Origin of the sequence: Nocardia albiluteola, from assembly GCF_018860155.1 — a bacterium.
GTDB classification, from domain to species: domain Bacteria; phylum Actinomycetota; class Actinomycetes; order Mycobacteriales; family Mycobacteriaceae; genus Nocardia; species Nocardia albiluteola.
Genome location: NZ_JAHKNI010000008.1, coordinates 95334 through 114390 on the forward strand (window position 1 = coordinate 95334; position 19057 = coordinate 114390).

Genomic DNA, 19057 nt, shown 5'->3' on the forward strand with positions numbered 1-19057 from the left:
GGACGGGCATGACGAGTCACGAGATCTTCGAATTGGGTGATTTCGCGATCGGCGGCACGACGCTGCCCGATGCGCGACTGGCCTTCCGGACCTACGGCGAGCTGAACGCGGACAAATCCAACGCGATCCTCTTCCCGACGTGGTTCGCCGGCACGCACGAGGCCAACGAGTGGCTGATCGGCGCGGGCAAGGCGCTGGATACGGCGCGTTATTTCGTGATCGTGCCGAGTCTGTTCGGCAACGCGCTGTCGAGCTCGCCCAGCAACACCCCGCCTCCGTACGACCGGGCCCGGTTCCCGCACGCCACGATGCTGGACAACGTGCGCGCCCAGCATCGGCTGGTCACCGAACGATTCGGCATCTCGCGCCTGGCGCTGGTGCTGGGCGCGTCGATGGGAGCCGGCCAGACCTACCAGTGGGCGGTGAGCCATCCCGGCATGGTCGAACGCATCGCGGCGATCACCGGCTCCCCGCGTACCAGCCCGCACAACCAGGTGTTTCTCGAGGGCCTCCGGGCCGCCCTGACCGCCGACTCCGCCTTCGCGGACGGCCAGTACGAGCAGCAGCCACGTCGCGGCCTGCGCGCGTTCGCCCGCGTCTACGCCGGATGGGGCCTGTCGCAGGCGTTCTACTGGCAGCGGCTGTACGAGCAGATGGGTTTCGCCACCCTCGAGGATTTCCTGATCGGGGTGTGGGAGGCCAACTTCGCCAGCTGGGACGCCAACGACCTGCTGGCGATGATCCACACGTGGGAGCACGCCGACGTCGGCCGCACCCCGGGATTCGACGGCGACACCGCCGCCGCCCTGGCCTCGATCACCGCGCGCACCCTGTCGTTGCCCTCCCGGAAAGACCTGTACTTCCCGCCCGAGGACGAACAGTGGGCCGTGGACCATATCCCCGGCGCGGAACTGCGTGTGATTCCCGGGATTTGGGGACACCTTGCCGGGGGTGGTGCCGACCCCGACGGTGCGGCATTCATCGACAGCGCCTTGCGGGAGCACCTGACCCGCTGAGGCGGCCCTGCGAGATCTTGATCAGACTCGTGGTGTCGCGCCGCTGATGATGCTGGTGGCGTCGTGCTGGTAGAGCCAGTTGTGATCGGTCGAGGTCGGCGAACTCGGCCAGGCACGCGGCCACTGTCGCGGCGTCCTCGATCGCTTGGTTCACGCCTTGGGCAAGGAACGGCAGCATCGGGTGCGCGGCATCGCCGAGGAGCACGATCCGGTTACTCACCCACGAGGCCAGCGGCGCCCGGTCGTGCAATGCCCAACGGCTCACCGCGTCGGCGGCCTGGAGCAGCTCGAGAACCTGCGGACTCCACCCGGCGTAGCAGGCAAGCAGATCGGCGAGTTCGCCGCGGGCCGTCCACGATTCCTCCTGCCAGTCGGCAGCGGGCATCGTGGCGCCGAAACTCAGCACCCGCCCGCCGGAGACCGGATAGCAGACGCAATGCTGCTCAGGCCCCATCCACAGATTCACCGCCGGATCCGGGGACAGCGTCGAGGCCACCCGGTCGGCCGGAATCAGCGCTCGATAGACGCTCTGCCCGGAATAGCGGGGCTGATCTTCGGCCAGGGCGGTCCGCACCGTCGAGTGAATGCCGTCGGCACCGATCACCAGCCCCGCCGTTACCGTCCGGCCGTCGGCGAACTCGATCAGGACGCGGTCACCGTCCGGGTGAACCGCCGCACACCGGCTGCTCAACTGCACCGTTTCCGCCGGCAGGGCCGCGACCAGGACGCGATGCAGGTCGGCGCGGTGCACGGTGTAGTAGGGCGCGTCCGGTGCGCTGACCCGCATGAGAGCCAGTGGCGAATCGTCGTCCCAGCGACGCAGGGTGAGCGCAGCAGGCCGCACCGCCACCTCGGCCAACGCGTTCGCCAACTCCAGCCGACGCAGAACCCGGCTGGCGTTCGGCGCCACCTGCACACCCGCGCCCACCTCACCCAGCACGGCGGCCTGTTCGAACACGGCGCACGACAACCTCTTCCGATGCAGAGCCAGGGCTGCGGTCAGCCCGCCGATACCTCCACCGACCACCGCGATCGGCACATCCACACCCTGCGACGACAGCACCACAGACATCAGAACCTCCTCCTGGATCCACCCGGTCATCTCAGCGGCCGGGCGTGTCCGACACAGGTTGCAAGTTGAAGTCGGGTTGAAGTCAACTGGGGGACATGACCGATTCCCTGCACACCATCGGAGAGGTCGCCGGCCGGTTCGGCATCGCCACCTCCACCCTGCGCTATTGGGAAGCGCACGGCCTGCTGAAACCGGCTGCGCGGCAGGGCGGACAGCGCCGCTACAGCGACACCGACATCACCCGCGTCGCGCTCATCCAGATCTGGCAGAACACCGGACAGATGAGCCTCGACGACATCGCCGCCGTATTCGCCGGCAGCCAGACCTCGACCGATTGGCGCACCCCGGTCCGCAACCGCGTGTCCGCGATCGAACAGGCCGTCGAACAACTCCACATCGCCAAGCACTACCTGGAACACATGCTCGGCTGCCCCCGCGACAACCCCGTCGACGACTGCCCCAAACTGCGCGCCGAGATACGCGAGCACGGCGAAATCGGCCTACGATCGCGGGGGCTGCGCCAGTAGCGGCGATCAGGTGGTGGCGCGGAGGTGGGGCAGCAGGTGTGCGGCCACCTCGGCAGGCCGTTCGGCCTGCAGGAAATGCCCGCACCTGGGTAGCTGGGCGTGGGTGGCGCCCGCCTGCTTCGACATGATGGCCTGCAGGGTAGGGGACATGCACCCGTCGTGGGCGCCCGCGAGCGCCAGGGTCGGCAGCGCCGCGGGTGGCGCGCCCAGGATTCCGTGGAATGCGCGGGTGGCGGGGCGCTGCACCGTGAACAGCGAACGGTAGTAGCGCGTCGCGGCCCAACCCAGCTCGCGGTCGGTGAAAACCGCTGCGGTGTGCGCGAATTCGGCGTCGGTGAACTCCCAGTCCGGCGACCAGCGTCGCCACAGCCGGCGCACGAAGGCGGCATCGTTGCGGGCCAGCAGCCGCGGGGCCGCGCCGGACTGCATGAGCGGGATGTAGGAGGACAGGACCGTCTGGCGGGGGAGCAGGCGCAGGATGTCCGGTGCGAAACCGCCCCCGATCGGCGGTATCGCCAGCAGTGTGAGTGAAAGCCACTGCTGCGGTTGCTTTTTGGCGAGAATCATCGCCGCGAACGCGCCCCAGTCGTGGCCGATCAGATGCGCCGGCGGCGCGCCCAGGTGTTCGTGCCAGGCCTCGATGTCAGCGGCCACCGCCATCAGGTCGTAGCGGGCGTGCCGACCCGCCGAACCGCGGGTGTATCCGCGCAGCCACGGCGCGATCACCTGATACCCCGCCTCCAGCAGCAGCGGAATCAGCCCGTCCCAGGTGTGTGGGGTATCCGGAAACCCGTGCAGCAGTATCACCAGCGGCGCCTCGGGCGACCCGGCATGCCACGCCGACAACTCGAGCCCGTCACGGCCCAGGGTCACTGTCGTAGCGCCGGACGGCATGCGAGTACCTCTTCTCTACCGGTTCGGACGATCCCCGTCACGCTAGAACATGTTCTCGTTTTTGGCCAGAAGTCTCCCGTCGACCGCGCCGAGCGGTCGATATCTCGTGCGGCGTCGCGATGAGTTTTGCCTTCCGACGCAGTCTGACCTCCATGGGCACACTCATCTATGGCTTCAACGTGTCGGTGGACGGGTACATCGCCGACGCGCAAGGCCGCATCGACTGGTCCGAGCCGAGCGAAGAACTGCACCAGTACTGGAACGACTTCGAGCGGGAGACTGCCCTGTCGTTCTACGGGCGGCGGCTCTACGAACTGATGTCCGCGTACTGGCCGACCGCCGACCAGGCTCCGGACGCCACCCCCGCGATCGTCGACTTCGCCCGCATTTGGCGCGACATGCCCAAGGTCGTGTTCTCACGCACCCTGGAGTCCGTCGACTGGAACTCCCGCCTGGAACGCGGCGACCCGGTCGAGGTGGTGAGGAAACTGAAAGCCGAAACCGACGGCAGACTGGAGGTCGCCGGCGCGACGCTGGCCGCACCGATCGTGCAGGCCGGACTGGTGGACGAGTACCGGATCGTGGTCACGCCCACCGCCGTGGGCGGCGGCACCCCGTTCTTCCCGACACTGCCGTCATGGATATCGCTGCGACTGTTGGAGAACCGCACCTTCCCGGGCGGCACGGTCCTGCTGCGCTACGAGGCGAAACACGACTGATCGGACATACATTGCCAGGGGACGAGTTGCAGGCCGCGGTGAATGGTACCGGCCTTCGGAGAAACGAACTATCCGGTGACACCACCTCGACGACCAGGGGGGTTCCGGTAGTAACCGGGCGGAAAACAACGACAATGACGTGACCGGCGGTGATGGCGTGTATTCGGTGGCGGGGTTGCCGAAGGCGTCGGAATTCAGGCTCGTGGTGGGGTGCCGCTGATGATGCGATGGATAGTGCAGCGGCCGACGCTGTATTCGTCGGCGAGGTCGGCCAGGCTCGCGTCGTCGTCGGGGTCATGGTAGCGGCGGTGGATCGTTTTGCGTGCGGCCAGGCTGGCCTCGAACTTGCTATGAGCTAGATCACGGTTGTAGTTGACCTTAGGTCAGGGTGGACGCTCCTCTCATCGGCACGAAGCCGACCGGGACACAACCGATCCAGAGGAGCAAACCACCATGTCGATCGAGCTTTCTTCCCAGGACAAGAGCACCTTGCGGACCGCCGCGTACGGTGCGGTGTCGCTGATGGCCGCCGCTACCGGTTCGCCCCGCAGCACCGCCGCGAACGCGACTATCGCCCTGACGTCAGCGACCGGTCTGATCGGCCACGTGCTGGCCGCGAACGCCAAGGACATCGAACTGAAGGGCAAGACCGTCGCCGAACTCGCCGACCGGGTACTGCCTGCGCTGACCGCGGCGATGAATCTGCTCGGCGAGCAGGATCCGACGGAAGCCGACAATTTCCGCGGCACCATCCAGCGCGTTCTCGATGCCGCCCAGGGTGATTCCGAAAAGCCCAGCGCCACAATGGCCGAGATAGCTCGCAAGGTCGCCGCCGCCCTCGACGCCGCCGATCTGGTGGCCGGGGCAGCGGTGCCGAATGCCGTTGCTGGACAGGATCGCCCGGAGCTGCAGCGGGTGATCGAGGAGATCGTCGAGTCCGGGTTTGTGGGGGTGTCGCTGCGGGTGAACGACGAGCGGGGCGAGTGGGTCGGCAGCGCCGGGCTGGCCGAGCTCGGCGGGACCGCGAAGCCGCCGATCGACGGGCATGTCCGAATCGCCAGCAACACCAAGACCTTCACCGCTACCCTCGTGCTGCAACTGGTAACAGAGGGCAAGATCGGACTCGACACCCCGGCGGTGGACTACCTGCCCGAGTTCGCGCTGGACGAGGCGATCACCGTGCGAATGCTGTTGCAGCACACCAGCGGGATCTTCAACTTCACCGGCGACATCTACGGCGATGGGACGGTGGTACTGGGGATCCCCGCCCCCGGTACCCCACTGGGTGAGAAATGGGTGGATCACCGGTTCAAGACCTACCGGCCGCAGGAACTGGTGGAGCTGGCACTGTCCAAGCCCGCGCGTTTCGCGCCCGGCACGGGCTGGAGCTACTCCAACACCAACTACGTGCTGGCACGACTGCTCATCGAGAAGGTCGCCGGCCGATCCTTCGCCGAGGAGATGCGCGGACGAATCCTGGGCCCGCTCGGGCTGTCGGACACCGTGGCGCCGGAGACTTCGCCCGAACTGCCCGAGCCGCATGCCCACGCCTACTACCGGTACAAGCAGGACGGCACCGAGAAGATCGTCGACGTCACCCGCCACAACCCTTCCTGGAATCCCTGTGGTGGTGACATGATCTCGACCACCCGAGACCTGCACACATTCATCTCCGCGCTGCTGCGCGGTGAACTGTTGCCGGCCGAGCTGCTGGCCCAGATGTGCACGCCGCATCCGACGGGCATCCCGACCATGGACTACGGCCTCGGGGTGTTCGTGCGGGACCTGGGTGCCGACGGCGGCATCGTCATCACCCACAACGGCGGCCACGCGGGCTACGCGACGCTGATGTACAGCACCCCAGACGGCGCCAAGACCATGACCGCCGCCCTGACCTGTGTCGACGACTCGGCCATGTCGATCGGCATGCCGTTCCAGAATGCACAGCAGCGGCTGCTCACCGAGGTGTTCGGCGGCGGGCAGACCGATCTCGCTGACTAGCAAGCGATTCCGGGCCGCACCGAACCGACTCGGTTCGGTGCGGCCGGGCCGACCCACGTCCAAACACGAACTGGTCAAGGAACTTTCGTCATGCACACCCTGGAAAACACCCAACCGACCGGACTGGTCGACCGGCTGCTCGGCGACCGCCACTCTCTGCCGCTGTCGGTCATGCTGCATCTTGTCCCCGGCGTCCTGATCGTCGCCATCTACCTGCTGGTCGCGCAACCGTTCGTCGACGCGGTCGGCTATCCGGCCTTCCTCGGCTGGGCGATCGCCTTGTGCCTGGTGCTGATACCGGTCCTGGCGGGGTTGGCGTGGCTGGGCCTTTGCCGCAACGGCCGCTTCTCGCTGCACGGTGTGCTGCATTACATCGACAGGCCGGTCCCGCGCGCGAGGCTGGCAGCGATGGTCGCCGGGCTCATCGCATGGATGATGGTGCTCGGGTTCGTGCTGGCACCGCTGAACAACTTCTGCAAGCGCTTCTTCACCTGGCTGCCGTACGGGAACACCGGCGGCAGCGGCAACAACACCTACCTCGACCTGCACGGCTACTCGCATTCGATGCTGCTCACCACCATGGTGATCTGTCTGCCACTGACTGGAATCTCCCTGCCGCTCATCGAGGAGCTGTACTTCCGCGGTTTCCTACTGCCCCGCATCCCCCAGCTAGGTCGAGGGGCGCCGGTATTCAACACGGTCCTGTTCGCGCTCTACCACCTCTGGTCACCTTGGGTCTTCCTATCGCGGGTGATCTTCACATTCCCCGGGTACTGGTTGGCATGGCGGTACAAGGACATCCGGCTCTCGATCGGGATGCACGTCGGCGGCACCTCGATCGTGGCGACCCTCAGCACCCTCGCGTTCGCGCTGAACTGGATCTGATGAGGAAAACCGTGCGGCACTACCACAAGCTCGGCCTCGTCGCCGAGCCCGAACGCGACACCTCCGGCTTCCGGCGTTACGGATCAACCGAATTACTGCGGCTGGTACAGGTCCGCACCCTGGCCGCCGCCGGAGTTCCCCTCGCCGAGATCGAGCCCATGCTCGACGCCGACCCCACCTCATTCGCCACTGCACTCGCCGACACCGAGCGCCAACTCACCACACGCATCGCACCAGGCTCGTTCGGTCTGGGCTTCCAAATGACGGGCACGGAAGGCACCTTCGTGAGCGTAGATGAGGCCGCGTTTGAGGGCATGGATGGACTCGCCCTTGTTGAGCTGGCGGGAGATCTTGCGCCGGTAGTCCGGGTCGGTGGCACGGCGACGGTCTCGTGGTAACCGCTCTGGTCGACGGCGTCGCCACCGAGATCGTCCGCCACCGTCGCTCCACCCCGGGCAACCCGGTGGTCCTCGACGAGCTCTATCCGTCCGCGCCCTGGGCGCCGCAGCTGATGAACGCGCTTATGAGAGTATGGAATACCGGCTATGTGAAATCGTCGTTTGTCGCATAGCTGCGCTGTCCGTAGTTTCGCCGATATGAGCACTAATGAGAACAAGGCACTGATCTGCAGCATTTTCGACGAACTGGCCCAGGGCAACGGCCGCGCGCTTACCGAAGCCATGTCCGAGGACTGCATGTGGACATTTCCGGGCCAGTGGTCCTGGTCGCGTAGCTGGGGCCCGAAATCCGTTGTGGTAGAGGGGCTTCTGCGGCCGCTGATGGCGCAGTTCAAGGGCGATTTTCGTATGGTCGCAGATCTGATCCTGGCCGATGACGATCGAGTGGTGGTGCAAGCACACGGTCGGGGCACCACCCTCGACGGCGCGACCTACCCGCAAACCTACTGTTTCATCTTCCGGATCATCGATGGCCGCATAGCAGAGGTCGTCGAGCATTGCGACACCGCTCTGGTCGAGCGGGTGCTGAAACCCCTGACCCCGGCCTGAGTTCGGAAGTCCAGATGATCCAGCCAGCATCTTCACCCTCGCCACGAGGACCGCTCGAGTAGCGTGTCAGCGCTCTTCGAATACTGGATCCGGCACACACTTGGTGATTGACCCTGGTCGGGATGTGTTGGGGCGCTTGATGGTTGATCGGGTGGTCGACGCTCCGATCTTGGGGTGCTGAGTGCTTGTGAACAAGCTGCTCATCGAGGAGTCACGGGGTAGTGCGGCTGTACCAGGGTTTGACCGCGTCCCCGTATGGGCCGAACTCGTCGGTGCTGTTCGGGCAAGGCGGTTCCACACACCTGGGACATCCATTCGGCCTGGCATCGCAGCAGGCGCGTGGAGTCGATGCTCTTTCATTCGGGGCCGTCGGCATTGCCACGAGTGATCCACGGGACGGGCCGGCCGTCCATCCTCGGCCGCGGGAGACCTGCCGCAGAACCGATTTCGCAGATGTCCATCGAGATATCTTCCATCATCTGTCCGACAACGGTGTGAGGCTGCGGATCACTCGGGAGACAATGAACGAAATCCTCACCGAGGCCGACAGACTCGAAGACCCGGAGGCGGTGGCGGGCGCTGTTGTTGCAGATGGCCGGTCGGTGATCCGGGCGGTCTTGGTGCCGCAGCATGTGACGGGGATGGATGCCGCGGCGGTGCTGCCGAGCGACTACATCGAAGGCGGCGACAGCAAAGGTCGCGGCATGCGAGAGCGGGACCATCCCTCGGAGATTAGCCGTTGTGACAAATGCGAGGTCCGATCTCCGCCGGTGCCGGACGTGGAAGGGAGGCAGGCTGTGTTGTGTGAGTGAGGTTTTCGACGGGATCATCGACCGGTTCGTGCTGGCGAGTGCCGAATTCGAGCGACGATTGCAGACGGTTCGGCCCGATCAATGGGATTGGCCGACACCTTGCACCGAGTGGAATGTGCGACAACTAGTCAACCACATGGTTCGAGGAAACCTCAACTACCTGCTGTTACTCGAGGGTGGCAGCCGCGATGAATTCCTGCGCCTGCGAGACGTCGATGCGATGGGCGACGATCCGATACTCGCCTACACCGAGTCCGTGCGAGACTGCCGTGCCGCGTTCGCTGCTCCTGGAGTCCTGCATCGGGTTTTCGACTACCCCATGGGGCAGGTTCTCGGGCAACAGGCTCTTGCTGTACGCACCACCGACACCGTCATTCACACCTGGGATCTGGCTCGGGCCATGGGTATTGAGGATGAACTCGACACCGACCTGATCGCCTGGATCGACAACCATCTCCACGAGATCTACGACGGGCTGGACGAAATGCCTACGTCCGTGGACACAACCCACCGGTTCTTCGCCGCACCTGGCAGTGTGAATACTGCCGCCGGGACGCGGCAGGACCGGCTGCTACGGCTGATGGGCAGAAACCCCGACATCCGCTGAGCGTCAATGTTATTCAGGGTTGCCTGCCGATGTCGGGGCGGGCCACAGTGGGCTGGCTTCGGAGCGGTTGCGGCGGAGCATCATCGCGTGAGCACCAGATCCCGTTCAGTTACACCACTAGAGGGCCGGCCGGAATACGTCAGAAACCTGCCGTGAGTTCAGTTTTCGCTGGTGACGGCTGCTGGTCTGCGCCGGATCGGCTGGCCCCCGATGTGGCGTGGTCGTGGTCTCGGAGTAGCCGCAGGACTGTGGCTGGGGAGGGGTGCCGGCCTTTCTTCTTGCCTTTGGTGATGACGAGGCGGGCGGCGATGTCGCGCAGGCTGTGGTTGTGTTCGCGCAGGTGCAGTGCCATGGACAGCATGGCGTCGTCGGCGACGGCGGCACCACCGATGGCTTTGCCGCGTTGGCGGGCGGATTCGTGGCCTTCGAGGGTGCGGTCGCGGATGTATTCGCGTTCCATACCGGACAGGGCGGCCAGAACGGTGAACACGACCCCGGAGGGGTCGTGGGAGCCTTGCAGTTCGCCGGTGAGGAACTCGAGGCCGATGCCGGAGGCTTTGAGTTGTTCAGCCAGCACCGCCAACTCGATTCCGCGGCCGAGGCGTTTGTGTTCGTGCACGACGAGGGTGACCGCGATGCCGGAGGCGCGCATCTCCCGGGCGAGGGTGACGGCGTTGTCGAGTTCGGGGCGGGTGGTGGCGCGGGTGGAGATCTTCTCGGCGAAGACTCGGCCGACACCGGCGGCCCGCAGCGAGTCGAGCTGGGTGTCCAGGGACTGGCGAGCGGTGGAGGCGCGGGCGTAGCCGATCCGCACGTGCCCGGCCGGCTCCCCGTCCGCAGCGGGCGGGCGCGGCAACTCTGTCCAGACGGTTCCTGGCTTGCGCAGTGCCGGGGTGGGGACGGTGAGTGCTTTGGCCAGCAAGGGCACGAGGCGGAACCGGGCGGTGTGATACTGGACGGCGACTTTGCCCTTGCCGGTGCGGCAGGCGGACCCGGCAGGGGCGGCGCAGGTCGACATGGGGCAGTCGTGGGCCTCTACCAGGAGGAAGTCGCCGTCGCTCACCCCGAGAGTGTTTCATGTGGGTGTTTCACACGTCCAGCCAAACTGCGCCCCCTACCCGGGGGTGGGCGACGTCGATGCTGGAGCTGCCTCCAGCGCACCGCCTGCCCCGGCACTTACACACCGAGCCGCGACCAGCCGGGCGAGCGCGGCCTCGGTGAAGACCGACAACCCGAGGTCGGGGTTGTATCCGTGAATTTCCTTGACGTCGAGTTCGGCCAGGAAATACAGGATCTCCCGCGAGATCACCTGACCTGGGACCAGCACCGGGAAGCCGGGCGGGTACGGGACGACGAAGGTGGTGGACACCAGGGTCTTCCCCTTGGCGAGCCGTCGCCCGGCGTCGCCGAGCAGGACGTGTTCGCGGTCGGACTCCTCGTACCCGGCGTAGAAGGCCGATCGCATATCGCCGAACGAGCTGGCACCGTCGGGACGAAATACGCTGTCGAACTCACTGAAGTCGGGCAGTGCCGGCAGCTCCTCGGTGATCTCGTGGACCCGTCGCTGCTGCAGGGCACGATCGGCCGCACCGGCCGCGTTCCGGCTGCGCTCGAGGTCGGTAGCCACTCGTCGCAGCACGTCGAGCAGGTAGTGCACGCTCGACCAGGTGACGCCAATCGTGAAGATCAGCAGCACACTGTTGATCGAGGTCTTGTTGATCTGGATGCCGAACCGGTCCATCAGGACGTGCTCGCGGAACTCGAACCCATTCATGCCCGTCTCACCGATGAACAGGGTGACCCGGGTCGGATCGAGCACGAACTGATCGGACCGCCACGCCTCGTTCCACTCCGCCAAACCACCCAGCCTGACCTGCTGGTACGAGCTGACCGCAGAGCGCCGGAACTCGTCGGGCACGAGGTCGGCCTCGTCGAGGATGCGGAACCACTTGCCGATCAGCCGGTCCTTGCGGACCCGGTGACGGAAGACCAGCGCCATTTCGTAGACGTTCCGGACCAGCTGGAAACCCTCGATGTCGACCTGCCGCCGCGCCAGGTCCAACGATGCCAGGAGTTGCTGGTTCGGCGAGGTTGAGGTGTGGGTCAGGAACGCCTCGGCGAACATATCCTGGACGAGAGCCCGGAAATCCTGGTCGCGGACATGGATCATCGACGCCTGCCGAAGCGCCGAGAGCGACTTGTGGGTGGAGTGCGTCGCATACACGCGTACCCGCGCCCGTCCGGGATCGGGAAGCAGTCGGCGCTCGCCCCACTCGGCCCGGTCGACTTCCCGCATCGAGGCACGCCATGCGTGGTACATCTCGGCATACCCAGGCGAGGACAGTGCCGATTCGAGTTGCTCGGCGGCCACCATCGCGGTCCGCTGCCGCGCCCACGGCACCGCGGTCGCGAACGCGTACCACGCCTCGTCCCACAGGAAGCAGATGTCCGGCTTGATCGCCAGGACTTCCTCCATCACACGCCGGGGGTTGTAGACGACGCCGTCGAACGTGCAGTTGGTGAGCAGCAGCATGCGTACCCGGTCTAGTTGTCCGGCCGCTTCGAGGTCCAGCAGCGCCTTCTTGATGGTGTACAGGGACACCGCTCCGTAGATCGCGAACGGCGTGAGCGGGTAGGCGTCCAGGTACATCGGGTACGCCCCGGCGAGCACTAGGCCGTAGTGGTGCGACTTGTGGCAATTGCGATCGATCAAAACGATGTCGCCCGGCCGGGTCAGGGCCTGCAGCACGATCTTGTTCGCGGTGGATGTCCCGTTGGTGACGAAATACGTCTGATCGGCGCACCATGTCTTCGCGGCTTTATTCATCGCCGACCTGATCGTGCCGTGTGGATCCAGCAGTGAGTCCAGCCCGCCGGAAGTGGCCGACGTCTCGGCCATGAAGATGTTGCGGCCGTAGAACTCGCCCATGTCCTGCAGCGACCTGGAGTTGAAGATGCTGGCGCCGCGCGCGACGGGAAGGGCGTGGAATTGGCCGACCGGCGCGGCCGCATAGGCACGCAGGGCGTCGAAGAACGGTGTGGCGAAGCGGCTCCGGAAGCCGGCGAGCACCGTGCTGTACAGGTCGGTGACATCGTTGAGCCGATAGAACGTGCGGTCATAGACGTTCGGCTGGTCCTCGGTCTCCGCAGCGATCGACTCGTCGGTGAGCAGGTACAGGTCGATGTGCGGTCGCAACTGCTTGATCCACTCACCGCATTCGACCCAGCTCTTCGTGCGCTCGGTCACGATCACGTCCTCGTTCGCGCCGAGCAACGTGGTCATCAACGGCACCCGGTCGCGGGAACGCAGCGGCAGGTCGTGCCGGATGATCGCCGCCTGAATCTCGCCGTTCAGCGCGACGGCGGTGATGGCGTCTTCGATGCTCGCCACCACGAGCAACTCGAACTGAACATCGTCGGACGGGTCACGAAGTGCCCGCAGGCTCACCGCCAGGCCCTCGGGAGCTTCGGGCAGGGAGTCGTCGCCGAGCAGGACGGTGAAGAACTGCTGCTGTTTGGTTCGCGCCACGAGTTCCTGATCGGCCAGCAGTGCGGAGGTGTCGAACACCACTGCGCCGTCGCCGTACTCCGAGAGCAGGCGGACAGCCAGCGCCACCCCCTCGGTGAGCTGCACCGTGGCCAGATCGGCGATATATCCGTTAAACGCCGCCAATCTGGCCGCACCCGGGTACAGCCAGTACCGCTCGTAGGCGCCGAGCCGATCGAGCAGGCGCCGCACCCGGGCGGCTTCGTGCGTGGTGTCCAGCCCGGCGCTGTTGACCTCGGCGAGCCGCTGACACGCGTCGTCGAGCAGATTCCACGTGTCGATTCGCGAATACGACGGATTCGCCACCGCCGCCAGCGCGGAGACAGTAAGCCCTTTCGCGCGTTCGCCGTCTTGGTGCATGTCCTCGGTTTCGCCACCAATCAGTGCATGTGAGGCGATCTGTCGACAACATCGGATCACCCTGGAACATTCATCCTGCAAATATTGTGTCCCGCCATCGAGCGAATTCCTAGCCACAGTCCCAGGGCCGCACCGGCGAATTTCCACTCCCCGCCCGTCACCGAACGCAATAACCGATCTCGCGAGCACTGTCGAAAAGGTCGGCCCGGCCGGGCGCGATTCCCGAGCCGAGTCGCATTGCAATGGGTGGGCCATATGCGGTGGGGAACAGAGCGCGCGGCTCGAGGTCCAGACGGGTGACCGGCTCCCCCTCGGGTGGGGTGAGGTTGAGTACCCAGTCGCCGAAGCGGCGGATCGTGCGCGTGGTGTACGGAGTGATGGTGGCCAGGTCGTCCGGATCGGGCGCGCCGGCCCGGGACTGCTCCAAGGCGAGCGAACCTGCGATGGCCTGGTGAGGCTGCGGGCAGTTGTGTATGCCGGTGGAATCTCAGACGGTGGTGAGGGTTCGGTCGAGGAGTGGGAGCAGGCGGTCCCAATGGCGTTGTAGGGCTTCGGGGTTGAAGGCGTCGGTGTCGGACATGGTGTAGCCGTGGACGGTGTCGGGGTAGATCTCGGTGGTGTGGTCGATGCCTGCAGAATCGAAGGCCTGGTTGAGTTTGTCGATCGTCTCGGCGCGCATGTCGCCGACGGCGAGGCCGAGGTGGACTTGGGCGGTGAGCTGTGAGAGTTGCTGATGGGGGCTGTCGGGGGCGTCGGTGACGAGGAATCCGGGGTGGAATCCGGCCAGGGCGGCGACGCGGTCGGGGTGGGCTGTCGCGGTGCGCATTGCCAGGGCGGCGCCGAGGCAGTAGCCGATGACGCCGACGGGTCCGGTGGCGGCTTCGGGCTGGGCGGTGAGGAATTCGAGGTAGGCGTCGGCGTCGCGCAGGACGCGTTCGGTGGTGTGTGCCTGGATCAGCGGCCACAGTTCGGCGATGATCGTGGGCCGGATCTCTTCGCTGATGTGGCCGGGGAGGGTGATCACCGGTGCGGGTGCGTGCCGGTAGTAGAGATTGGGGACGAGCACGTAGTATCCGTGCGCGGCCAATTCGCGGGCCCTGTCCTTCAATTCGGGTCGCAGGCCGAAGGCATCGGTGTACAAGAGCACTCCCGGAAACCGGTCACCGTGGTCGGGATAGGCGGCGAAGGCGTCGGCGTGACCGTCTGTGGTGGGGATGTGCAGGGTCTTGGTGGGCATGGATTCTCCTGTGGTGGTTTATGTTTCGAGCTGATGTCAGTGCGCGGCGGCCGGGGCGGGGTGTCGGTGCGCTGCAGCCTCGGGGCGGGGCAGGGCGTAGCTGATTGCGAAGGCGGCAGCGAGCAGCCCGACGCTGACCCAGAGTGTCTGTTCGAAGGCGTGGCCGTAGGCGGCCGGGCGATCTGTGCCAATGTTGTGGTGGAGTCCGCCGAAGAAGAGGGTGCCGATCGCGGCGACGCCGATGCAGGCGCCGAGTTGGCTGACGGTGTTGAAAAGGCCCGAGCCCGTGCCGATTCGATCGGGCGCGAGGTCGGCGAGGGTGAGCTGGGCGATGGGGGCGACGACCAGTCCCATGCCGGCCGCGCCGACCAGGATGCCGGGCAGTAGATCGAGTGTTCCCGTGTGGCTGTGGGCATGTGCGGCGACGGTGGCCAGTAGCGCCAGGCCGATCGCGGTGATGACGAGTCCGAGTTGGACTGTGCGCCTGCCGATCCGGGGCAGGAGCACGGTGGCGGCCAGTCCGGCGAACACGGTGACGGTGATCGACCAGGCCAGCATGGTCGATCCGGCGTGCAGCGGGCTCATGGCGAGTCCGCGCTGCAGGAACTGCATGACGGTGAGGAAGAACCCCATGATCGGCACCAGGAACAACAACTGGACCGCGAGCCCGCCCGCCAGGCAGCGCTGCGCCAGGACGGTTAGGTCGATGAGCGGCCGCCCGCCGCGCGCTGCGATGCGCCGCTGCCGGACATAGAGGAGAGCAAGCGCTGCAAGCCCGGCTGCGATGACCAGGTAGGCCCAGGACGGCCAGCCGGTGCCCGCCGATGCGGTGATGAGCGGGTAGATCACCAGTGCCAGACCGGAACCGGCGAGCAGGACCGACATCGGATCCAACTGCTGATCGTTGTCACGATACCCATCGGGCAGCAGCCGGGCCGCGGCGATCGCGGCGAAGACGCCGACCGGCACGTTCACCCAGAAGACCAGTCGCCAGCCCTGCCCGGCGAGGTTCCAATCGAGCAGCACCGGTCCGAGGATCGGTCCGAGGGTCGCGGCGATTCCGGACAGGGCCGAGAACGCGGCCATGGCCGGCCCGCGTTCCTCTGCGCGATACAGCAATTGGATCTGCGAAAGCACCTGCGGAATCATGGCCGCGGCGAAGAGTCCTTGCCCGACTCGCGCCGCGATGAGCATGCCGGGATCGATCGAGACCGAGCACAGCGCCGATGCGGCGGTGAATCCGGCGATACCGATGATGAACACGCGTTTGTGTCCCCATCGATCGCCCAGGCGGGCGCCGGCGATCAGGCCGGCGGTCAGCGCGAGCGTGTAGCCGGACAGCATCCATTCCAGCGCCGCCGGACCGGCGTGCAGATCGGCTTCGATCGTCGGCAGCATCACGTTCAGGATCGTCACGTCCATCAGGTCCATGAATGCCGCGAGCAGCACGACCGTGAGCGCGATCGTGCGGGTGGTTCCGGTGATTCGTTGTGGCATCAACATCCTTCTCTGAATTGCGCCACGCACTAAGTGCGTGGCGCAATGAGTGTGTCACGAACCTAGTGTGTTGCACAATAGTTGCATGGCACACTTATTTAGGGTAGGTTCGCGGACGTACCCGAACCACAGGGAGGCCAAGGGTGAGTCACAGTTCGCGGCGGGAAACCGAAGATCGAGTGCTGGCCGCATTACCCGGATGGGTCAATGCGCTCGCGCAACTCAATCGGCTGATCGCCGACCGGATGGGTGTGGCCCCCAGTGATCTGGACTGCCTGCATGTGCTGAACCAGCACGGTCCCGCCACCGCCGCCGAACTCGCGCGTCGCGTCGGTCTCACCCCGGGATCGGTGTCGCGCATGATCGATCGGCTCGACGCGGCCGGCTGCATCACGCGAGTCAGCGATCCCGGGGATCGGCGTCGCGTATTGATCGAAACGACCGCCGAGAGCCTGACGCGCATCGCGGCCTACTTCGAAGGGCTGGCCGCTCGCACCCACGAGGACCTCGAGGTCTTCGGTACCGAGGAGCTCGGCTCACTGCTGCGATTCGTCGAACGATCCGAACGCAGCACCCTCGACGAGGTTACCCACCTACGCGACAACCCAGCCAAGCAAAACCCCCAGGAAACCACATGACAGTACGCATGGACCCGACCAAGAGCCAGCGGACAGGACACGCAGGACTCGCTTGGCACGCCCCGAATCTCGCCGGTGCCGAGACACTGGCGCTGAGCAGCCCGGATTTCGAACATGAACACGCAATCGCGACCGTGCACGCCGCGACACGGGTCGGCGGTGAGAATCTCTCACCCGCCCTGACGTGGTCGCCGGTCCCAGCGGACACGGCGCAGTTACTGCTGGTTGTCGAGGATCCCGACGCCCCCACACCCATGCCCTTCGTTCACTGCCTCGCGTTGCTCGACGCCTCGACTAACAGCCTGGCCGTCGGTGGCCTCGACGTCGCTGGCCCCGCCGAGGGCGTACGGGTTCTGCGGTCGGGTATCGGCAGCGGCTACTTCGGCATGGCGCCGCCGAAAAGCCATGGCCCACATCGATATGTATTCCAGCTGTTCGCGCTCGGTACTCCCCTCGCCGAGCGAGCGCACGGCGCCACGCTCGACTCCGCCAAGCCGCGCGACGTCCTCACCACTACCGGTCACGTCCTCGCCCGTGGTCGCCTCGACGGCTTCTACGGACGCAACTGACATGTGCCGGCGAACCAAGAACACGGTGAAGGTGAACCGCGCCAAGTCGAGGAGGCGCGCAATGACCGACTGTTGGCCCTCAACGCCAGTGCAGGTCTCCGATCAACGCCGTCTCCGCACCCCCGTCGGCAAAGATGACCTGACCGGTCACGAATCGGTTGTCCGCGCCGGCGAGCCAGCAGATGAGCTCGCCGACCCATTCCGGGCGCCCGGGAAAGCCGCCGAACGGTTGCGGCGCTGCGGTTTCCATGGCGGTGCGGGTGTCTTCGTTCGCGAGGATCCAAGCGGCCGCGGGTGTGTCGACGACGCCGGGCGCGACAGCGTTGAGGGCGATGCCGGCTCCCGCCCACAGGGGTGTCGGGGCAACCCTGCGTACCCAACGATTCAGCGCACGTTTGGCGATGCCGTAAGCACCTGCGGTGCCGCCGATGGATGGGTCCGCGACGACGTAGGCGACGGCGGCGGCTTCGTCGCCGTCGAGGCATGCTTGCACCACGCGCTCATCCGCGGGCGCCAGCGACGAGGTCGAGGACACGACCACGGCTCGGGGCGCCGCACTCTTCGCCAGCAGTGGCCGTAACCCTTCCAGCGTCGAGACAGCGCCGAAGTAGTTCGTCTCGAGGAGACCGGTCTTGCCGCCCCCGGCCACGGCGAGCACTGCGTCGATGGGCCCGCACTCGGCTACCTGGTCGATCAGCGCTTGCCGGCCCTCCGGGGTGGACAAGTCGGCCTCGATATCGGCGTCGCCGAGGTCGCAGCCGATGACCTTGGCGCCACGCTCGCGCAGCATCGTCGCGGTCGCCGCACCGATGCCCGAGGCGGAGCCGGTCACGACATACGTGCGCCCGGCAACCTCTGTGTACGTCATTGCTGTTCCTTCCGTGTGCAGGCCGATTACGCCTTCGCGTCAGGGCCGTTCACTCGTCGCGCGGTCGAAGAGTTCGACCAGTTCGGTTCCACAGAGGTCGGGGTCGAGACCAGCGGAAAGGAGCGGGACCACACTGTCGATGGAGGCTCGTAGCGCCGCTGCCATGACCTGCGGATCGAAAGCGCGGAAGCCTCCGGTGCGCTGGCCCTGCTCGAACAGACGGGCCAGCCGGTTCAGCGATTCGGTGTGGTGGCGCTCCCAGACGCCGTGACCGCCGTTGAGAAGGATCTGCTGGAGCGCCCGCACCTGCGGCAGGTTATCGGCGATGAACGCCACGTTCGCCCGGATGACGGCGGCGAGCAGTTCACGGGCGCCGGTCGCGGCCGCCAGGGTGGTCCGCGTGTGAGTGTCGGCGTCGGCGACGATCTGATCGGCGATGGCCGCGAACAACTCGTCCTTGCTGGAGAAGTGATAGGTGATCAGCCGCTTGCTGCTGAGCCCAGCCCTGTTGCAGATGGCCTCGAAGGTGGTGGCCTGGTAGCCGAGCTCGCCCAGCAGAGCGACCGCGGCACAGGTGATCTGTTGTCTGCGGGCCGCGGTCGCCGCCCGATGGATGGTCATGACGACTGCGCCTCCTTGCCGACCTCGGCGCAGCTGGCGGGCCGATCGCCCGGTGGCTCAACGAGGCGGGAAACTTCGTTATCCATATGGATAACATTATCCGCGCGGATAATATTACACAACAGAGCCCGGCCGCCGACGTCGAGGAATTCGAGATTGGTACCTGCGTACCAGCGACCC

20 protein-coding genes and 2 pseudogenes are annotated in these 19057 nt (G+C 66.1%); 12 read left to right on the forward strand and 10 right to left on the reverse strand.

Annotation, left to right across the window (positions count from 1 at the left end; translation table 11 throughout):
• Positions 1-8 precede the first annotated feature (8 nt).
• Complete coding sequence (locus KO481_RS23755; RefSeq protein WP_215919810.1) at positions 9-1016, forward strand: alpha/beta fold hydrolase; 1008 nt, start codon at positions 9-11, stop codon at positions 1014-1016.
• Here KO481_RS23755 and KO481_RS23760 read toward each other — a convergent pair.
• Positions 979-2088: an FAD-dependent monooxygenase gene (locus KO481_RS23760; protein WP_215919812.1), complete on the reverse strand. Its 1110-nt coding sequence runs from the start codon at positions 2086-2088 to the stop codon at positions 979-981. The two genes, KO481_RS23755 and KO481_RS23760, sit on opposite strands and share 38 nt — an antisense overlap.
• Positions 2089-2183: 95 nt before the next feature.
• On the opposite strand from KO481_RS23760, the gene KO481_RS23765 reads away from it, so the two are divergent.
• On the forward strand, positions 2184-2615 hold the full coding sequence (locus KO481_RS23765; protein ID WP_215919814.1) for a MerR family transcriptional regulator: 432 nt from the start codon (positions 2184-2186) through the stop codon (positions 2613-2615).
• Between the two features lie 6 nt (positions 2616-2621).
• Here KO481_RS23765 and KO481_RS23770 read toward each other — a convergent pair whose 3' ends face one another.
• Complete coding sequence (locus KO481_RS23770) at positions 2622-3509, reverse strand: alpha/beta fold hydrolase (protein ID WP_215919816.1); 888 nt, start codon at positions 3507-3509, stop codon at positions 2622-2624.
• Between the two features lie 152 nt (positions 3510-3661).
• On the opposite strand from KO481_RS23770, the gene KO481_RS23775 reads away from it, so the two are divergent.
• From KO481_RS23775 to KO481_RS43250, 4 genes and pseudogenes are all read left to right on the forward strand, one after another.
• Entirely contained in the window at positions 3662-4228 is a 567-nt protein-coding gene (locus tag KO481_RS23775; RefSeq protein WP_215919818.1) for a dihydrofolate reductase family protein, read from the forward strand.
• Between the two features lie 453 nt (positions 4229-4681).
• Positions 4682-6229, forward strand: coding sequence for a serine hydrolase domain-containing protein (locus KO481_RS23780; RefSeq protein ID WP_245401415.1), 1548 nt, complete (start codon positions 4682-4684; stop codon positions 6227-6229).
• 90 nt (positions 6230-6319) lie between these two features.
• Positions 6320-7114: a CPBP family intramembrane glutamic endopeptidase gene (locus KO481_RS23785; RefSeq protein ID WP_215919820.1), complete on the forward strand. Its 795-nt coding sequence runs from the start codon at positions 6320-6322 to the stop codon at positions 7112-7114.
• A pseudogene (locus KO481_RS43250) lies at positions 7114-7224 on the forward strand (MerR family DNA-binding transcriptional regulator); the annotation flags it as partial. The gene KO481_RS23785 and the pseudogene KO481_RS43250, both read left to right, overlap by 1 nt.
• A 120-nt stretch (positions 7225-7344) precedes the next feature.
• On the opposite strand, the pseudogene KO481_RS44410 reads toward KO481_RS43250, so the two are convergent.
• Positions 7345-7497, reverse strand: a pseudogene (locus KO481_RS44410) (Tn3 family transposase); the annotation flags it as partial.
• Between the two features lie 8 nt (positions 7498-7505).
• Here KO481_RS44410 and KO481_RS23800 point away from each other — a divergent pair.
• The 4 genes from KO481_RS23800 to KO481_RS23815 all read left to right on the forward strand — a co-directional run bounded on the left by KO481_RS23800 (position 7506) and on the right by KO481_RS23815 (position 9540).
• On the forward strand, positions 7506-7685 hold the full coding sequence (locus KO481_RS23800) for a hypothetical protein (RefSeq protein WP_215919822.1): 180 nt from the start codon (positions 7506-7508) through the stop codon (positions 7683-7685).
• Between the two features lie 25 nt (positions 7686-7710).
• On the forward strand, positions 7711-8121 hold the full coding sequence (locus tag KO481_RS23805; protein WP_215919824.1) for a nuclear transport factor 2 family protein: 411 nt from the start codon (positions 7711-7713) through the stop codon (positions 8119-8121).
• Positions 8122-8642: 521 nt separating this feature from the next.
• Positions 8643-8933: a hypothetical protein gene (locus KO481_RS23810; RefSeq protein ID WP_215919826.1), complete on the forward strand. Its 291-nt coding sequence runs from the start codon at positions 8643-8645 to the stop codon at positions 8931-8933.
• The gene (locus KO481_RS23815; RefSeq protein ID WP_215919827.1) at positions 8926-9540 is read left to right on the forward strand and encodes a TIGR03086 family metal-binding protein; all 615 of its coding nucleotides are present in this window, start codon (positions 8926-8928) and stop codon (positions 9538-9540) included. The genes KO481_RS23810 and KO481_RS23815 overlap by 8 nt, the downstream gene beginning before the upstream one ends.
• Before the next feature lie 139 nt (positions 9541-9679).
• Here the strand turns inward: KO481_RS23815 and KO481_RS23820 are convergent, their stop codons facing one another.
• The 5 genes from KO481_RS23820 to KO481_RS23840 all read right to left on the reverse strand — a co-directional run bounded on the left by KO481_RS23820 (position 9680) and on the right by KO481_RS23840 (position 16181).
• The gene (locus KO481_RS23820; RefSeq protein WP_215919829.1) at positions 9680-10603 is read right to left on the reverse strand and encodes a recombinase family protein; all 924 of its coding nucleotides are present in this window, start codon (positions 10601-10603) and stop codon (positions 9680-9682) included.
• A 51-nt stretch (positions 10604-10654) separates the two neighbouring features.
• On the reverse strand, positions 10655-13447 hold the full coding sequence (locus KO481_RS23825) for an aminotransferase class I/II-fold pyridoxal phosphate-dependent enzyme (RefSeq protein ID WP_215919831.1): 2793 nt from the start codon (positions 13445-13447) through the stop codon (positions 10655-10657).
• 157 nt (positions 13448-13604) lie between these two features.
• A complete protein-coding gene (locus KO481_RS23830) occupies positions 13605-13874 on the reverse strand; it encodes a hypothetical protein (RefSeq protein WP_215920433.1) in 270 nt (89 codons plus the stop codon).
• A gap of 60 nt (positions 13875-13934) precedes the next feature.
• Positions 13935-14684, reverse strand: coding sequence for a dienelactone hydrolase family protein (locus tag KO481_RS23835; protein ID WP_215919833.1), 750 nt, complete (start codon positions 14682-14684; stop codon positions 13935-13937).
• A 36-nt stretch (positions 14685-14720) separates the two neighbouring features.
• Positions 14721-16181 carry an MFS transporter gene (locus KO481_RS23840; RefSeq protein WP_215919835.1) on the reverse strand — a complete coding sequence of 487 codons (1461 nt, stop codon included), beginning with the start codon at positions 16179-16181 and terminating at the stop codon, positions 14721-14723.
• Between the two features lie 143 nt (positions 16182-16324).
• On the opposite strand from KO481_RS23840, the gene KO481_RS23845 reads away from it, so the two are divergent.
• Together KO481_RS23845 and KO481_RS23850 are read left to right on the forward strand one after the other, a co-directional pair.
• The gene (locus tag KO481_RS23845) at positions 16325-16819 is read left to right on the forward strand and encodes a MarR family winged helix-turn-helix transcriptional regulator (RefSeq protein ID WP_215919837.1); all 495 of its coding nucleotides are present in this window, start codon (positions 16325-16327) and stop codon (positions 16817-16819) included.
• Positions 16816-17388 carry a YbhB/YbcL family Raf kinase inhibitor-like protein gene (locus KO481_RS23850; protein ID WP_215919839.1) on the forward strand — a complete coding sequence of 191 codons (573 nt, stop codon included), beginning with the start codon at positions 16816-16818 and terminating at the stop codon, positions 17386-17388. Before KO481_RS23845 ends, KO481_RS23850 begins: the two co-directional genes overlap by 4 nt.
• A gap of 79 nt (positions 17389-17467) precedes the next feature.
• Here KO481_RS23850 and KO481_RS23855 read toward each other — a convergent pair whose 3' ends face one another.
• Both KO481_RS23855 and KO481_RS23860 read right to left on the reverse strand, forming a co-directional pair.
• Positions 17468-18256 (reverse strand): SDR family oxidoreductase, encoded by a 789-nt coding sequence (locus KO481_RS23855; protein ID WP_215919841.1) that lies wholly within the window; start codon positions 18254-18256, stop codon positions 17468-17470.
• A gap of 39 nt (positions 18257-18295) precedes the next feature.
• Positions 18296-18877: a TetR/AcrR family transcriptional regulator gene (locus KO481_RS23860; protein WP_215919843.1), complete on the reverse strand. Its 582-nt coding sequence runs from the start codon at positions 18875-18877 to the stop codon at positions 18296-18298.
• Positions 18878-19057 lie beyond the last annotated feature (180 nt).

Coding starts and splice junctions, on each gene's coding strand:
- KO481_RS23755 (WP_215919810.1), top strand. CDS start 9: ATGACGAGTCACGAGATCTTCGAATTGGGTGATTTCGCGATCGGCGGC.
- KO481_RS23760 (WP_215919812.1), bottom strand. CDS start 2,088: ATGTCTGTGGTGCTGTCGTCGCAGGGTGTGGATGTGCCGATCGCGGTG.
- KO481_RS23765 (WP_215919814.1), top strand. CDS start 2,184: ATGACCGATTCCCTGCACACCATCGGAGAGGTCGCCGGCCGGTTCGGC.
- KO481_RS23770 (WP_215919816.1), bottom strand. CDS start 3,509: ATGCCGTCCGGCGCTACGACAGTGACCCTGGGCCGTGACGGGCTCGAG.
- KO481_RS23775 (WP_215919818.1), top strand. CDS start 3,662: ATGGGCACACTCATCTATGGCTTCAACGTGTCGGTGGACGGGTACATC.
- KO481_RS23780 (WP_245401415.1), top strand. CDS start 4,682: ATGTCGATCGAGCTTTCTTCCCAGGACAAGAGCACCTTGCGGACCGCC.
- KO481_RS23785 (WP_215919820.1), top strand. CDS start 6,320: ATGCACACCCTGGAAAACACCCAACCGACCGGACTGGTCGACCGGCTG.
- KO481_RS23805 (WP_215919824.1), top strand. CDS start 7,711: ATGAGCACTAATGAGAACAAGGCACTGATCTGCAGCATTTTCGACGAA.
- KO481_RS23810 (WP_215919826.1), top strand. CDS start 8,643: ATGAACGAAATCCTCACCGAGGCCGACAGACTCGAAGACCCGGAGGCG.
- KO481_RS23825 (WP_215919831.1), bottom strand. CDS start 13,447: ATGCACCAAGACGGCGAACGCGCGAAAGGGCTTACTGTCTCCGCGCTG.
- KO481_RS23835 (WP_215919833.1), bottom strand. CDS start 14,684: ATGCCCACCAAGACCCTGCACATCCCCACCACAGACGGTCACGCCGAC.
- KO481_RS23840 (WP_215919835.1), bottom strand. CDS start 16,181: ATGCCACAACGAATCACCGGAACCACCCGCACGATCGCGCTCACGGTC.
- KO481_RS23850 (WP_215919839.1), top strand. CDS start 16,816: ATGACAGTACGCATGGACCCGACCAAGAGCCAGCGGACAGGACACGCA.
- KO481_RS23855 (WP_215919841.1), bottom strand. CDS start 18,256: ATGACGTACACAGAGGTTGCCGGGCGCACGTATGTCGTGACCGGCTCC.
- KO481_RS23860 (WP_215919843.1), bottom strand. CDS start 18,877: ATGACCATCCATCGGGCGGCGACCGCGGCCCGCAGACAACAGATCACC.